At 63.0% G+C, this 14,695-nt stretch carries 19 protein-coding genes; 13 read left to right on the forward strand and 6 right to left on the reverse strand.

All coding sequences use genetic code 11. The annotated features are described in order from the left end of the window. Positions 1 to 120 precede the first annotated feature (120 nt). Complete coding sequence (locus tag AAFP32_RS06445) at positions 121 to 807, forward strand: SDR family oxidoreductase (protein WP_350271103.1); 687 nt, start codon at positions 121 to 123, stop codon at positions 805 to 807. 79 nt (positions 808 to 886) lie between these two features. On the opposite strand, the gene AAFP32_RS06450 is transcribed toward AAFP32_RS06445, so the two are convergent. Then, entirely contained in the window at positions 887 to 1,540 is a 654-nt protein-coding gene (locus tag AAFP32_RS06450; RefSeq protein ID WP_350271104.1) for a dihydrofolate reductase family protein, read from the reverse strand. 84 nt (positions 1,541 to 1,624) lie between these two features. Here AAFP32_RS06450 and AAFP32_RS06455 point away from each other — a divergent pair, with 84 nt between their 5' ends. Beyond that, on the forward strand, positions 1,625 to 1,957 hold the full coding sequence (locus AAFP32_RS06455; protein ID WP_350271105.1) for a VOC family protein: 333 nt from the start codon (positions 1,625 to 1,627) through the stop codon (positions 1,955 to 1,957). Positions 1,958 to 1,959: 2 nt separating this feature from the next. Beyond that, a complete protein-coding gene (locus AAFP32_RS06460) occupies positions 1,960 to 2,454 on the forward strand; it encodes an SRPBCC domain-containing protein (protein ID WP_350271462.1) in 495 nt (164 codons plus the stop codon). Here AAFP32_RS06460 and AAFP32_RS06465 read toward each other — a convergent pair. Then, a complete protein-coding gene (locus AAFP32_RS06465; RefSeq protein ID WP_350271106.1) occupies positions 2,383 to 3,270 on the reverse strand; it encodes a carbohydrate kinase in 888 nt (295 codons plus the stop codon). The two genes, AAFP32_RS06460 and AAFP32_RS06465, sit on opposite strands and share 72 nt — an antisense overlap. A gap of 121 nt (positions 3,271 to 3,391) precedes the next feature. On the opposite strand from AAFP32_RS06465, the gene AAFP32_RS06470 reads away from it, so the two are divergent. Genes AAFP32_RS06470 through AAFP32_RS06490 form a run of 5 tightly spaced genes read left to right on the forward strand, consistent with a single transcriptional unit; the run spans position 3,392 to position 8,190 of the window. Further along, on the forward strand, positions 3,392 to 3,850 hold the full coding sequence (locus tag AAFP32_RS06470; protein ID WP_350271107.1) for a DUF2695 domain-containing protein: 459 nt from the start codon (positions 3,392 to 3,394) through the stop codon (positions 3,848 to 3,850). Positions 3,851 to 3,885: 35 nt separating this feature from the next. After that, positions 3,886 to 5,025: a nucleoside hydrolase gene (locus AAFP32_RS06475; RefSeq protein ID WP_350271108.1), complete on the forward strand. Its 1,140-nt coding sequence runs from the start codon at positions 3,886 to 3,888 to the stop codon at positions 5,023 to 5,025. Next, complete coding sequence (locus AAFP32_RS06480; protein ID WP_350271109.1) at positions 5,022 to 5,885, forward strand: histidine kinase; 864 nt, start codon at positions 5,022 to 5,024, stop codon at positions 5,883 to 5,885. The genes AAFP32_RS06475 and AAFP32_RS06480 overlap by 4 nt, the downstream gene beginning before the upstream one ends. Further along, entirely contained in the window at positions 5,886 to 6,701 is an 816-nt protein-coding gene (locus AAFP32_RS06485; protein WP_350271110.1) for an energy-coupling factor transporter transmembrane component T, read from the forward strand. A gap of 1 nt (position 6,702) precedes the next feature. Continuing rightward, the gene (locus tag AAFP32_RS06490; protein ID WP_350271111.1) at positions 6,703 to 8,190 is read left to right on the forward strand and encodes an ATP-binding cassette domain-containing protein; all 1,488 of its coding nucleotides are present in this window, start codon (positions 6,703 to 6,705) and stop codon (positions 8,188 to 8,190) included. Positions 8,191 to 8,241: 51 nt separating this feature from the next. Here AAFP32_RS06490 and AAFP32_RS06495 read toward each other — a convergent pair whose 3' ends face one another. Then, on the reverse strand, positions 8,242 to 8,532 hold the full coding sequence (locus AAFP32_RS06495; RefSeq protein WP_350271112.1) for a YrhK family protein: 291 nt from the start codon (positions 8,530 to 8,532) through the stop codon (positions 8,242 to 8,244). 153 nt (positions 8,533 to 8,685) lie between these two features. Here AAFP32_RS06495 and AAFP32_RS06500 point away from each other — a divergent pair, with 153 nt between their 5' ends. From AAFP32_RS06500 to AAFP32_RS06515, 4 genes are all read left to right on the forward strand, one after another. Then, entirely contained in the window at positions 8,686 to 9,474 is a 789-nt protein-coding gene (locus AAFP32_RS06500; protein WP_350271113.1) for a hypothetical protein, read from the forward strand. Positions 9,475 to 9,617: 143 nt separating this feature from the next. After that, entirely contained in the window at positions 9,618 to 10,079 is a 462-nt protein-coding gene (locus AAFP32_RS06505) for a VOC family protein (protein WP_350271114.1), read from the forward strand. 74 nt (positions 10,080 to 10,153) lie between these two features. Next, positions 10,154 to 10,849, forward strand: coding sequence for a PepSY domain-containing protein (locus AAFP32_RS06510; RefSeq protein ID WP_350271115.1), 696 nt, complete (start codon positions 10,154 to 10,156; stop codon positions 10,847 to 10,849). 62 nt (positions 10,850 to 10,911) lie between these two features. Continuing rightward, positions 10,912 to 11,544 carry a thymidine kinase gene (locus AAFP32_RS06515; RefSeq protein WP_350271463.1) on the forward strand — a complete coding sequence of 211 codons (633 nt, stop codon included), beginning with the start codon at positions 10,912 to 10,914 and terminating at the stop codon, positions 11,542 to 11,544. Positions 11,545 to 11,554: 10 nt separating this feature from the next. On the opposite strand, the gene AAFP32_RS06520 is transcribed toward AAFP32_RS06515, so the two are convergent. Next, positions 11,555 to 12,199: a mismatch-specific DNA-glycosylase gene (locus AAFP32_RS06520; protein ID WP_350271116.1), complete on the reverse strand. Its 645-nt coding sequence runs from the start codon at positions 12,197 to 12,199 to the stop codon at positions 11,555 to 11,557. Positions 12,200 to 12,269: 70 nt separating this feature from the next. Here AAFP32_RS06520 and AAFP32_RS06525 point away from each other — a divergent pair, with 70 nt between their 5' ends. Further along, positions 12,270 to 12,773 carry an SRPBCC family protein gene (locus AAFP32_RS06525; protein ID WP_350271117.1) on the forward strand — a complete coding sequence of 168 codons (504 nt, stop codon included), beginning with the start codon at positions 12,270 to 12,272 and terminating at the stop codon, positions 12,771 to 12,773. Here AAFP32_RS06525 and moeB read toward each other — a convergent pair. Beyond that, positions 12,711 to 13,931 (reverse strand): molybdopterin-synthase adenylyltransferase MoeB, encoded by a 1,221-nt coding sequence (gene moeB / locus AAFP32_RS06530; RefSeq protein WP_350271118.1) that lies wholly within the window; start codon positions 13,929 to 13,931, stop codon positions 12,711 to 12,713. The genes AAFP32_RS06525 and moeB overlap by 63 nt on opposite strands. After that, positions 13,928 to 14,695: a thiazole synthase gene (locus tag AAFP32_RS06535; protein WP_350271119.1), complete on the reverse strand. Its 768-nt coding sequence runs from the start codon at positions 14,693 to 14,695 to the stop codon at positions 13,928 to 13,930. Before AAFP32_RS06535 ends, moeB begins: the two co-directional genes overlap by 4 nt.

Consider the following 14,695-nt stretch of genomic DNA (forward strand, 5'->3'; position numbering starts at 1 on the left):
ATGGCACTAGGGTACAAGCGCCTGTATGCCGTCGGCATCGGCCGACGGGAATAATCGAGCGCCGATATTGGCTCTCATGAGAGTAAGCGTCACCAGAAGATAGCGACGAAGGAGAAGTACATGTCTGATGCAGACCGCGTAATCATTCTCGGCGGACACGGCAAGGTCGCACTCATGGCCACACCCAAACTGAAGGAAGCTGGGTACTCGGTGGATTCGGTCATCCGCAACCCGGACCAGACCGCCGAGGTCGAGGCCGCAGGTGCGAACCCCGTTGTCCTCGACATCGAAACAGCCGACACCGACAAGCTCGCCGAGCTCTTCACCGGTGCAAAGGCTGTGGTCTTCTCCGCAGGTGCCGGAGGTGGCAGCCCCGAGCGCACGCGTTCAGTCGACTTCGAGGCGGCCAAGCGCTCCATCGACGCCAGCGCCCAAGCCGGAGTCGATCGGTACGTCATCGTGTCCTACTCGACCGCAGCAATCGACCTTGATCGTGTGGATCCCGACAGCTCGTTCTACCCCTACGTCGAAGCCAAGCACGGTGCCGATGAGTACCTGCGTGCCAGCTCACTCGACTACACTATCCTCGGCCCCGGCGGACTCACCCTCGAACCGTCGAAGGGCCGCCTGACTCTGGCCGATGATCGTGGCGAAGTTGACGGACAGACACCGGACAGTGACTCGAGGGTCACCTCACGTGAACTCGTCGCCGACGTGATGACGCACGTCATCGCCAAGAACGCCGCAGTCGGAGAGACCGTGAACTTCTACGACGGTGACACTCCGATCGCCGACGCTGTCAAGTGACACCAGTCTCTAGCTGATAGACGGTTTCGACGTGCACCTGCACGCAGGCGGCACGACAAAAAGCAAAGATCGGGCGGGTTCAGGGCGAACCTGCCCGATCTTTTCTGTTCCACAGCTGATGGGTCAGGCCACTCGCGGAACCGATCGTTTCGACGCTGAACCGGTCTTCGACTCCGTCGGCGCCCTGCCACAGCGAAGTTCCGTGCCCCAGGACGATCGGCACGATCGCCACATGCATGAAGTCCACAAGGTCAGCGGCGAGGAACTGCCGCACCGTCGACGGTCCGCCGCCTATACGCACGTCGAGGCCATTCGCTGCCTTTTTGGCCTGCTGCAGAGCCTGATCCGGTGTGACGTCAATGAACTCGAAACTAGTCCCGTTCGGGAAGCGCATGGGTTCACGCCGATGATGGGTGAGGACGAAGCAGGGGGTTTTGAACGGAGGTTCCTCACCCCACCAGCCACGCCACCCGTCATCAGGCCACGGCCCTTCCTGCGGACCGAATTTCTTGCGCCCCATGATCTCGGCACCGATGCCCTGTCCCCACATCGCGAACAGTCCACGATCGAGGGTCACCGGAGCATCGACACTATGGATGCCCTCTATGCCATGGCCGTCGAACCAGCCGAAGAAGGCCTGAGCGTCTCCGATGGGCTTGTCGAAAGTGACGTAGTCGCCAGCGGAAAAGCCGTCGAGCGAGACGAATTGGCTGTGCACGCGTGCACGAAACATGATCACTCCGATGTGATTGGCAGCGAGAATTGTCTCCAGCGTAGAATACAACTGCTCGACACAGCCGATCTCACAGGAGCGATCATGTTCACGGGTGTCATGGCCAACATCACCGTCAAGGATTCGAACCGCGCACAGGATTGGTATACGAGGCTGTTCGGTCGAGAACCTGACACCGCACCGATGGCGGGGCTGATCGAATGGCACCTCGGGCCGGGAATCGGCGTCCAGATCTGGGCCGATCCCGATCGCGCCGGATGCTCGAGCGTCGTCATCCACGACTCCGCCCTCGACGCCCTTGCCGATCGGCTCACCGCCGTCGGCTTCGAACATGGGGGCCCGGAGCCAGGCGGTGGGCAGCGGATTCTGCGGATCACCGACCCGGACGGCAACCACATCGTCTTCGCCGGTGAGTGAATATGCATCCGCTGACCGAGACCCTGCACCTGACGACGCACATCGCCTGCCCCGTCGGCGAAGTCTGGTCGGCATTCGCCGACACCGAAGCGCGGGAGCAATGGAGCGCCCCCGCTGGTGAGGCACTCGTCTATGACTACGATGACTTCCGCACGGGCGGTAGCGCTCGATACCGGTGCGGGACCCCGGGCGAATTGCAGTTCAGCGCCGCCATTGACTATGTCCGCGTCGAAGAGCAGTCGTACGCCGTTCATACGGATACCGTGTGGCGCGACGAGGAGCTTCTGGCAACAGCCCTGATCGCCTGGACCTTCTCCGTGGTCCCGGAGGGAACGAGGGTCTCGATCGTCGACCAGGTCGTGTCGTTCGTCGGCACCGGCATGTTCGAGGGCCACCGTAATGGCCACAGGATCGCACTCGAGCAGCTAGGCGTTTTCCTCACTGGCCCAGGGGAGGTCGGCACCGGTGCGACCCACCGTGATGGCCGCCCGTCGTGAGGCATTCTCACCCAGGTGCTTGAGCGCGTCCTCGTCCATGTCTTCGATCCGCGATCGCGGGCTCTGCAGGTCGTGGATGAGGGAGGACATGAACGAATCTCCCGCCCCGATCGTGTCCGCCACTTCGACGGTCGCAGCAGGCACCGTCACCCTCGCCGAGGTGGTCGAGAGGATCGAGCCATCTGATCCGCAGGTCAATGCCACCAGTCGAGCTCCGAATTCGTGGATCCGCTCAAGTTGGGATTCGACACTGCTCTCGGGGTAGAGCCAATCCGCGTCGATATCACTGAGCTTAATGACATCAACCCGTGAAGCGAGGGACTCGAACCGAGCCAGCGCCTGCTCATGGTCGCCGATGATGGTGGGCCGGATGTTGGGGTCGAAGCTCAGCAGTGCGGAGGAGGCTCGTCCGCGCTGGAGAAGCGAATCGACGGCGGCGGCACCGGGGGAGAGGAATGCTGCAATCGAACCGACATGGATTGCCGCCCAGTCTGTGCTCTCGACCAGCGATGCATCGGGGGCCCAGCGCAGTGAGAACTCGTATTCGGCAGAGCCATCCGCCGACAGCAGTGCCCGTGCCGTCGAGGTCGAACCAGTCGGGCGCGCATGCACCCGAACAGCAGACTCTCGTAGGTGAGCCAGCAGAAACCCACCGTGAAAGTCATCTCCGACATCGGTGAGCAGCTCAACGTCGGCACCAAGGCGGCCCAGGCCGAGTGCGACGTTCGCCGGAGCTCCGCCCGGGGCATAGCGATCCGGTGCTCCGACCGAGCTGACGATGTCGATGAGAGCCTCACCGATGACAAGAATGCTCATGGGCTCGATTCTATGCGCACAGAAGACGATCGAAGGTCTCATCAGCACGAATAGGACAAATTTCGTTCATGATACGACTTTGACTGTGTTTCATGTCAGTGTCGTCTGGAATCGTTGCCGCATGGACAAAGACACCATGGAGTCAGAAGTCAGAACGATCGTCGATGCAGCCTCAGCTCGCATCCTCACACCGCGGGAGGGAGAATGCTTGGTCTGCTATGTCTTCCGTCAACTCGGCGAATTCGGCTGCGACGGGACACATCGTTTCGCCCTGACGTTTCGGGACCGAACAGCTCCTCGGGCCACTGCGCTGATGGAACGCTTGGGCAGCATGGGCGCCTGCTGCTGTGACTGCGAGGTATTCAACAACGCCTACACATTCGCATCACGCCCGTGGATCACCGGTGCTGCGTTCGGTGCGGACATCGGCACAGAGTTCGAATCTCAAGAGCCAGTCGACCTGCGTGAGGAGTTCGGTATCAATGAGTCGCCCGCGAGGGTCTTCTACCTGTGCTGCCAGTTCGTGCGTCGAGGCTCGACGCAGCCCTGCCCGAACTGGGTGCGAATGGGTCGGTGGTGAGAAGAGGGAGGCGCGACTCCGGCAGAATAGGGCACATGTCTCCACACCTGCCGCTGTTTCTCGACTGTGATCCCGGAATCGACGACGCCATCGCCCTCGGGTATCTGCTGTGCCAAGACGATGTCGACATCATCGGCATCGCAGCCTCAGGCGGCAACGTGTCCACCGCACAGGTCAGCGTCAATGCCCAGGGCTGGCTCGAACTCGCCGGACGTACGGATATCCCCGTCCACCCGGGAAGCGGGTTCCCCTCTGCTTGGCCCTCGGAGGACACCGACGGGCAATCCGCGATATCGCCCAATGTCGAGCCCGAATACGCCGACCTCACTCACGGCCCCAACGGGGCCGGATATGCTCAGCTTCCACCACCGGCGACACAGGTCAGTGCCATCAGCGCCGCTCAGGCCTGGGTCGACGCGGCACGGTCTCACCCCGGTGAACTCATCGGGGTGGTCATCGGACCGGCGACGAACCTTGCCCTCGCTCTTGCAATCGAGCCTGAACTGCCCAGCCTGATGAGACGACTCTTCATCATGGGCGGTGCCTTCAACTATCGCGGAAACACTCTCCCGACCACTGAATGGAACGTCACCTTCGATCCCGAGGCGACGGCGACCGTCATCGCCGCTTTCGACCACGTTCAAACTCTTCGGGCCCTGCCGGTGATCGCCCCGATCGAAGCCACCGAAGCTCTTGAGATGACTCCTGCGAGGTTGAGAGAGATCCTTGACGGGGCACTGGAACCTCATGACGAGCCAGGGGAACCGTCTGCCGTTGGTGAGACATGGAGTCATTGGCTGGCCCAGATGGCCGAAGCCCTGCGCTTCTACTTCGAATTCCACGAATGGGATGGCCTGGGCTACATCGCCCACATCCATGACCCTTTCGTCCTCGCCTGCGCGCTCGAATGGGCACGCAGCGACGACGTCACACCCACCTCGGCGGGCAGCGACGCACCCATTGCGAACGGAACTCGAGGCACACTGCCCTGGGCGACGACGATCTGCGCGCCCGTCGACGTCGAACTCACCGGTACACTCACACGTGGCGAAACCGTCGCCGATTGGCTGGGACGGTGGGGGAAGGGCGTCAACGCCGAGATCATTTCCACGATCGATGCGCAGACCTTCCTCGACCACCTCGGCGAGACACTGAGCAAAGGACCCCCATCATGACCATGAAATCCCAACAGTCTGGGCAGGGGCCGGCACACACCGTCGGTCCCGCACAAAACCAGAGCATTAAGAATGACAAAAGCCATACACTTCCGCTGACACTGACCTTCCTCGGCACACTCGTCATCCTCGGCACCTATATCGCGGTCCTCCTGACGCAACCGGCCAACCTCGGCACCGATCTGGGACATACGACCCTGTGGGTCATCCTCGGCTACCTGGTCGGAGGAGTTCTCCTGGCAGCCGGCACACTGCCGCTCATCCCGCGCAGCATTCTCGCCCTCATTCCTGTCGCCATCGCCGCCAACATCGTCATCGGGCAGGTCGTCGGCAACGTCACCCCCATCCCGCTCTACCTCGACTCGATCGGAACCGTGATGATCGGCGTCCTCGCCGGCCCCGCAGCCGGTGCATTCACCGGCATCATCTCCAACCTCATCTGGGGAGTCACCCTGAGCCCCAGCGTCATCGCTTTCAGTTCTGGGGCGGCCTTCATCGGTGCCGCAGCAGGGTGGGCCGCACGGCTCGGAGCCTTCCGCACCCCCTGGTTCGCCGTCATCGCCGGGGCGCTCGCAGGAATTCCGGCCGGAGCGCTCGGCGCCCCCGTTGCCGCCTACGTCTTCGGCGGCGGTCTGGGCTCGGGCACCGGCGGCGTCGTCGCCATCCTGCAGGCAGCGGGCCTCGAAATGCTCAACGCAACCTTGGCGCAGAGCCTGTTCTCCGACATCATCGACAAGGCGCTGATCTTCGCTTTGGCCTATACGGTCGTGCGCACCCTGCCTCGGCGAATCCTCGACCGGTATCCGTTCACCGACCACAGTCTTTCGCGCAGTTCCCGCGCACCGGTGCGGGTCGGCTGAATGACCGCGACTGTTCTCGACCGGGAACAGCAGGCCAGGCACCGACTTCATCCAGCCACGGAGATCATCGTTCTCGCATGCTCTCTGCTGCTCGTCTTCGGCATCCCGTCTCCGGTCGTGCCCACCGCCATCATCGCTGCCACGTTTGTCGCCGCGGTGGCTTCTCCCACGGTGAGACTGCGCGCCTGGGCGATCGGCGTCGGTGTGCTGTGCCTGCCGACGCTGATCGTCCTGTGTCTCGTGCAGGGTCTGTTCTACCCTGGCGCTGAGGTGAGCGTTCTGTGGGAATACGGTCCAGCCCAGCTCACCGTCGAAGGTCTGGCGATCGCCGTTCAGATCTGGTTGCGGGTCACTGCGCTCGTGTCCCTGAGCGCATTCTTCGGTCTCGGCGCCGACTCGGCGCGCCTCTTCGACGGGCTGCGGGCCCTGCGACTGCCCTCCTCGGTGGCCTATGTCTGCGCCTCTGCGATTGGCCTCATCCCGCTCATCCGTACCCGTACTCAGCAGATCATCGAGGCCCGTGCCAGTCGTGGTTGGGACGTCAGCAATTGGACGGTCCGTACACGGCTGCTCCCGAGCATCGTCACCGGCCTGTTCACCTCTGTCCTCATTGAGGTCGAACAGCGTCATGACGTGCTCGAACAACGCGGCCTCGGAGAAGCAGCACAGGCGACGTCACTGCAGGATCACCACGACGGGCCGGGCCAACGATTGTTGCGCCGAGGTGTTCCCATCCTCACCTGCGTCCTCGTCGTGTGCTCCGTGGCCGGTGTTCTGCCCCTGCCCACTGCCGACCAGCTGATCGGGGGTGTCTGAGATGATGTCTCTCGAACTCCTCGGAGCCGGCTTCACCTACCGCGGCGGCGCCTCGGCAGCACTGACCGGCATCGACCTTCGCCTGGCCCCAGGACAGATGCATGCGATCCTCGGACCGCTGGGCTCGGGCACGTCCACTCTGGGTAGGCTGATCACAGGATTGTTGAGCGACCGTGGAACCAGCGTGGGGCGCATCCGCGTCGAGGGGGCTGCGGTGATGCTAGGCGATGACCCCGAGGCGCAGCTGAGCGGAATGACGAGCCTCGTCGGTGATGAGGTCCAGCTGCCTGGGCGGCTGCATGGTGATGAGGTCTCGGTGGTCGAGGAGCGTGCGCGGCAGGTCCTGCGCTCACTGGGCATCGGCGATCTGTGGGGGCGACGCCTCGACACTTTCTCGGGTGGTCAGCGGCAGCTGGTCACACTGGCCGGGCTGCTGACCGTGAATCCGTCGCTGCTGGTCCTCGACCAGCCCTCACTGTCCTTGGATCCCGACGCTCGGCGGCGCCTCGGCACGGTGCTGCGGGCTTTCTGCTCCGCTGGAGGCGCGGTTCTCATCACCGCCCATCAGTTCGACGAGGTGACTGAAGCCTGTGACCACCTGAGCGTTTTGGATTCCGGTCGGCTGATCACGACCGACATCTGTCTTGCAGCCCACGAGCTTGAACGATGCGGGATCTGGGACACTCGACCACGTGAACCACATGAGTCATATGAGCCACGCGAGCAGGACCCCTCTGAGCCAGTTGGATCGACTGCTCCGGCAACTGTCGCACTCTCCGTGCGCGGGCTGACTGTCGCCCGGGCTGGGGCCACCGTCCTCAAGCACATCGATCTCGACGTCGCATCCGGTGAGATCGTCACGATCAGGGGATCCAACGGTGCTGGGAAGTCCACCCTCCTGCGCAGTCTCGCCGGTCTCCTCGGAGCTGGAGCCCGAACATCGGGCATGATCACCGTTGATGGCAACGGAACCCGGGTCAGCCTCGGTGATGCTCGCGCGCATGAACGAGCACAGCACCTTGGCTGGGTGGGGCAGGACCCGGGCAGTCAGCTTTCAGCCGCGACCGTGCGCGATGAGCTTTTGCATGCCGTGCCCCTGCCCTCACACAGACGCCGCGACCGGGCAACGATCCGCGCCCGGCGACAGGCGGCGGTCACCTCGGCCATGGAGACGACTCATCTGGACACGGTGAGTGAGACCCACCCCTATGATCTGAGCATCGACCTGCGCAAGGACCTGGTGATGGCTTCGGCGCTCATCATGAGCCCGCGGATTCTCCTCCTCGACGAGCCGACTCTGGGCAGAGACGGCAAGGCCATCAACAGGCTGAACATTTTCATCCGGGAATTCCTCCGCCGAGGCGGGTCCATCCTGGCCACCACCCACGACCGGCGATGGGCCGCAACGACAGCGGATCACATCCTGGAACTGGACGAGGGGCGGCTGCGTGAGGACCGGGAGACCGGGGAGAGGGCAGGATGGGGATGAGAGGACCGAATCTGCCCCTCCCTTAAGTCGAGGTCACTTCAGCCGGTCAGTTCAGAAGTCGTACGTGGAGTCCGCAGTCGGGGTTTCAGGTCCGTGGATCTTCTGCAGGTGCACGTGTCTGATCAGGCGGATGATGGGACGGATGAGCATCTCGACGCTGCCCAGGACGAATAGGCAGGTTCCCGTGAACACCCATTTGTCGGAGAAGAACATGAAGCTGCCGATGAGGAACCAGATGCCGATGAGAACATCGTTGACGATGCTCAACACCTGATACCGCTGACGGATGACGAGTTCGTCATGGCCGATGCGGATCGTCAGAATGTGGTCGTCATCGGTCATATCGTCCTCCTGGGATGAATTCGCGTGGGACCGATTCGCTGGCGCGAGACCGCGACACGTCCCTGATTCGATGTTACGTGCGACCAGCGCTGCTTGACCATATCCTCAGACGTTTGCCTCTGCCGTGTCAGTGCCGCGTCGTAGCGTGAGGTCATGGATAAGAACGTGAATTCGTTTGATGCACTGTACGCCGAAGTCGGCAGTCACAGATCCGTGATGCCATGGGACGAGCTGCTCGGCTTCGTCCGCCGATTTCCCCAGATTGCCGCGTTCAACGCGGCTCTCATCGCGCAGCAGAATGCCGGAGCAATCTTCGTCGAAACAGAGCACGCTTGGCAGCAGAAGTACGGCAGGCTGCTCAAGGACGAAGCGGTGGCGCTGATCGTGCTTCACCCCTTCGCTCCGGTGCGCTTCGTCTATGATGTCGAAGACACTCACGGGCCTCCAGTCCCCGATGCCGCGATCAACCCATTCAAAGCAGTTGGTGCACCAACGTGGGACGGGCACCGTCTCGTCATGGATGTCCTTCACCGAAAGGGCCTGGATCTCGCCGGCCTGCCGAAGACGCAGAGTCCCACGGTGAAGTTGCGGCACGTGCTCGATGAGCTGGCGCTGGTCTTTGCCGGCCATCGCGGAGCCTTCCCGAAACTGGGTATAGCCGCTGGTGAGACCGACATCGACGGAAGACAGGCCCGCTTTGAAGCCGAATGCATCACCTGGCTGATAGCCGGACGCCTCGGTCTGAAAACGGCGGCAACCGGATCGTTGAAGGGCTATCTCAAGCACGGCGAACTCTTGCCCCCACTGTCCAGGGACAGGGTCCTGCACGCGGTGAATGCCATCGAGAAGCTCTTTGGTGGGGCACTGAGATTCGCTCAGATTGTCCGCGAGGACGTGCCGAGCCTGTTTCCGCTGACCGAACAGTGGTCTCTCTCGTCATAGCCGGTGACGCCCACCTGCTGGTACTCGGCGGGAACCCGTGAACCGACCTCTGCAGCTCCCTGGTCAACTGGGCGTTGGACGAGCAGTGGCCCTTGTTGGAAAAGCAGGTATCCTTGATCGAACTATCTCAATGAGGAGACACAATGAGCCGAGCAGTTCAGATCACCTTCGATTGCCACGACCCGATCAAGCTGGCCACCTTCTGGGCAGAGACGCTCGGATATGTCATCCCTGGCCCACCTGGCGTCAGGCTGGACGCCGGCGATGATCCTTTTGCCGCATGGCACGAATTCATCTCGGGTCTGGGCATGAATATGAAGCCGGAGGACTTCCGTGCTGCGATCGAGGATCCGCAAGGACGCGGCCCCCGAGTATTCTTTCAGATCGTGCCTGAAGGCAAAGCCGTCAAGAACAGAGTCCATCTCGATGTGCGCGCGGCTCCCGGGCTGCAGAATCAGGAACGGATGCAAGCGCTGGAAGACGAATGTCGCCGCTTGCAGGACCTAGGTGCACAGCGACTCGAGCGGGTTGATCCCAACCCGCCGATGGAGACTGGATTCATCGTCATGGCCGACCCTGAGGGAAACGAGTTCTGCCTCGACTGACGAGGGCTCTCACCAGAATGAGAACCCTCTGAGCAAGGGGGTGGGAAATGTACCCCCTTGCTACGGTGAAGAGTATGAAGACACAGAGATGGGCCACGCGGGCCGCTGCCGGGACCATGATTCTGGCCTTCGCCCTCGCCGGCTGTTCGAATCACGAGTCAGGCGAGGATCAGACCTCGGGGGCCGAGGACCAGGCCTCGGAGGCAGCCGAGTCTCAGAGCGAATCAGGCGACGACACCGAATCTGGCGGCGACGACGCCAGCAGCGATGACGGCGCTGAAGATGCGAAGTCGCAGGACTCGATAGCATCCAGCTCCTCAGGGTTGGCCAGTGACGCCGATCTGAGCAAGGAATCACCATCGGTGACCCCCAAGGATGCCATTGCCACCGCGAAGAAGGAAGGAAAGGACGGCACCGTACACGGCATCGAACTCGACTTCGACGAACGCGACAAAGCATGGCAGTACGAGGTCACGATCATCAACACCACCACTGACTTCGACGTCGAAATCGACGCTGAGACCGGTGACGTCGTCGACGTGGAGAAGGACTCCACGGACGACAAGGAGAAGGCCATCGACCTGAACGACCCGATGACCTTCGACGAGGCGCTCACACTCGCCCAGGACAAGGCCTCGGGTCGACTCGAAGGGTGGAAGCTGGAATCAGACGATGGTCGTATCGAATACCAGTTTGATTTTGATGACAAGGGCCAAGAGATCGAGGTCTCCGTCGACGTCGAATCGAAGAATGTCACCGTCGACGACTGACCACTGCCGCCTCCCGGGCACTGTCAGGACGCAACGTCGCGGCGTAGGCTGGCGCCATGCCCATGCACCCAGTAGCTTCGCCACGGCCGTCGGGGCGTCTCGAGGTCATCGCCGGCCCCATGTTCTCCGGCAAGTCCGAGGAGCTCATGCGCCGAGTCCGGCGAGCAAAGATCGCTGGTGTCAACGTCCTCGTCCTCAGCCACTCTCTCGACACCCGTTCCGATCTCTCGGCGATCACCTCTCACGACGGGATCAACATTCCCGCCGTGCCCGTCGGTGACGTCAGGTCCCTCGGCGAGGTGGCTCGCGCAGAGGATTATGATCTGGTGGCCATCGATGAGGCCCAGTTCTTCGGGCCTGACCTGGTGCCGACCGTATTCGAATTCGTGGAACGTGGTGCCACCGTCATCGTCGAAGGGCTGTGCGTGACGTTTGACGGCGAGCCCTTCGAGCCGATGCCGACATTCATGGCCGTAGCCGAGGACGTCCTCAAACTGACTGCGGTGTGCACGATCTGCGGCAGGGATGCCGTCTTCCACCAACGTGTGGGCACGCCCGGCCTCACGGCTGAGGGCTCGGAACCCCGTGCCACAGACATCGATGCCAGCCATATCGGGGGTCTTGATTCCTATGTCGCACGCTGCCGGGAGCATTTCGCTCCGACGCCTGAGAAGCGAATGGTCCCGATCGTGTAAGAGAAGATGGTCAGTCCTTGATGCTCTCCCACACCCCACGCCAGATCCGGGCCAGGTCCGGAACCTGATAATGGGCATTGAGGCCGCTGGGCTGAGGCACGACATGAAGCGCGATCTCCTCGGGCCAGCCATCGATGAGAGACGTGTCCTGTTTGCCGAGGTGAGCCTTGGGCTGTAGGTATCCGATCCGGAACGAAGTGATCCCAGCGACCGCGACCACCCGAGGGCGGATGACGTCGAGTCGGCGGACAAGCCTGGCCGCACCGTCGCGCAGCTCCTGCTTGTCCAGCTCATCAGCCCGCGCCGTGGCTCGTCCGACGAGGTTGGTGATGCCGATGCCGCGTGCCAGCAGCGCTGCCTCGTCTTCGGCGGCGAGCCCCAAGGAGGCATCGACAAGATGATCGGTCAGACCCGCCTGATGCAGAGACGGCCAGAAGCGGTTGCCCGGTCGGGCGAAGGGCGCATTGACCGCGGCCGTCCACAGGCCCGGGTTGATTCCGACGATGAGCATCGACAGCTCACCCGGGCGCTCGGGGAGGACATCATCGATGGCGTCGGGATTGTCATTGGCGAACTCAGCGAGGTCGCCCTTCGTCGGCTTTCGTCCGCCTAAGGGCGACGGTCGCCGGGAGCTGATGAAATTTTCCTCAATCACGCTGTCCACACTACCGTCGAGTCAGACCGGACGAATCAGCGCCCGCCGACTCAGCACCATCGGGAGACCCATGACCTACGAACACGGGCAGCAGCCTCATCAGCACGTGCGAACGCACGCCGGCGAGTCCGCACCCTTCCACTTCGAGAACAGGTGGAGGGTCAATGCTCGTCTGGCAGACGTATGGTCCGTGCTCTCCGAAATCGAGTCGTGGCCGCAGTGGTGGCCGGGCCTGCCAGTCGCGGTACCCGCCGATGACGAGATCGTGCCCGGAAGCCGCGCCGACATTCAGGTCGACAGCCCGATCGGTGTGACGTTGAGTTTCGGCATCGAACTTCAGGACACAGACCCGCCGAACTTCGTGATGTTCTCCGCCGCCGGCGACCTGAGAGGGACCGGTGTGTGGTCGCTGCAGCAGACGGGCCCGATTACCACGATCAGCTCCGTGTGGTGCGTGACCACCCGGCGCATGTCCATTCGCATGATGCGTCCCGTGGCAACGTGGATGCACTCACGTGTGATGAGCGCCGGGCACCACGGTTTGGTCGCACGACTCAACCGTCTCACGTCCTGAAGCTGACCAGGCATCGATGCCGCCGGTCAAGGACCTCAGACGCACGGACTCCGGTGCCGCGTCGCGCAGCAGCTGCACGGTCTGAGCGGAGCGAGCCCCCGACTTGCAGTGGATGACGATGTTGGCAGAGTTCAGTTCAGACACCGTTTCTAGCGCCTTCCACCCCTTAACCTGCAGCACGCACAGCGGCAGGTGGACGGATCCGGGTATAGCCGCCAGCTGCCGCTCCCATCCGGCACGCACATCGATGAGGAGGCTGGGGGAAGGATCAGCCAGATACTCGTCGACACTGATCTCGTCCTCCCGATCTGCACCGTCATCGTCTGGTTCAAAACGGTCAGCGGCACAGGCCAGCGTCACCTCGGCGAGGTCGGTGACCGGTTCGCGGTCAGGGTCGGGTGAGAACCTCAGCGTGGAGTAGTCGGACTCCAGTGCGTCATAGCGCAGAAGGCGACCGATCAGCGGTGTGCCGATGCCGCAGATGAGTTTCACAGCCTCCGTGGCCATCGCCGAACCGATGGTGCCGCACAGCACCCCGAGCACACCGCCGTCGGCACAGTTGGGTACGGAGTCGGCCTCGGGGATGTCGGGAAACAGGTCGCGCAGCAGCGGCCCATGCCCGGGAACGAAGGTGCTCACCTGACCGGCGAAGCGAAAGATCGTGCCCCAGATGAGTGGGGTGCCGGTGAGTTCGGCCGCATCATTGGACAGGTACCGGGTCGCGAAATTGTCTGCACCGTCGAGGACCAGATCATGGGCACGAAACAACTCGAGCGCATTGTCGGGACTCAACCGCTCCTCGACGGTACGGACCTCGAGCAGCGGATCGAGACGCAGCAGGGCATCACGGGCGGAATCGACCTTGGCCCGCCCGATATCAGCCTCGCGGTGAAGGACCTGGCGCTGCAGGTTCGAAGCTTCGACCACATCATCGTCGATGATCGTGATCGAGCCGATCCCGGCCGCGGCCAGATAGTGCAGGACCGGTGCCCCCAAACCTCCCGCACCGACGACCAGCGCCGAGGCGGCCCGGAGTCTGCGCTGTCCCTCGACTCCGATCCCCGGCAAGCTCAGATGCCTGGCGTAGCGGTCGAGTTCCCGCGGGCTCAGAGAATCGGTCGGTTCGACCAGCGGACCCGGATTGTTCGCCGCGTTCATGCCGGGGTCACCATCCCGTCGAAGGTCGACGAGGCTAGGGCCAACGGTCGTTTCGGGATGCGCCCGGCGTGGGCGGCCAGGTGACCCGACTCCACGGCAAGGGACATCGCCCGAGCCATGGAGCTGGCATCATGCGCCCGGGTCACCGCAGAGGCCAAAAGGACAGCGGTGCAGCCCAGCTCCATCGCCAAAGCCGCATCGGAGGCGGTGCCGATGCCGGCATCAAGGATCACAGGCACGTGGGCGCGGGTGACGATCGTGTCGATGTTGTGAGGGTTGAGGATACCCAGCCCGCTGCCGATCGGAGCACCTGCGGGCATGACCACCGCGACCCCGGCATCCTCAAGCCTCTTGGCCAGGGCCGGATCGTCGTTCGTGTAGGCGAAGACCGTGAAACCGTCGAGGACGAGTTCCTCCGCCGCCCGGAACAGCTCCACCGGATCGGGCAGCAACGTCTCCTCATCGGCGATGACCTCGAGTTTCACCCAGTTCGTCTCGAGCGCCTCCCGAGCCAACTGAGCAGTCAGCACAGCATCCCTGGCCGTGTAGCACCCGGCAGTGTTGGGCAGGATGCGGATACCGAGTCGCTGCAGCAGGGCGAAGACCGAGTCCCGGGCATGACCGTCGTAGCGGCGCAGTGCCACGGTCGTAAGCTCGGTGCCCGATGCGTCCAGGGCCTGTTCGAGGATGCTCAGCGAACGTGCGCCACCGGTGCCCATGACGAGCCGTGAGTTCAGGGTCACCTCGTCGACGTTCCAGCTCAT

The organism is Brevibacterium sp. CBA3109 (assembly GCF_040256645.1).
GTDB classification, from domain to species: Bacteria; Actinomycetota; Actinomycetes; order Actinomycetales; family Brevibacteriaceae; genus Brevibacterium; species Brevibacterium koreense.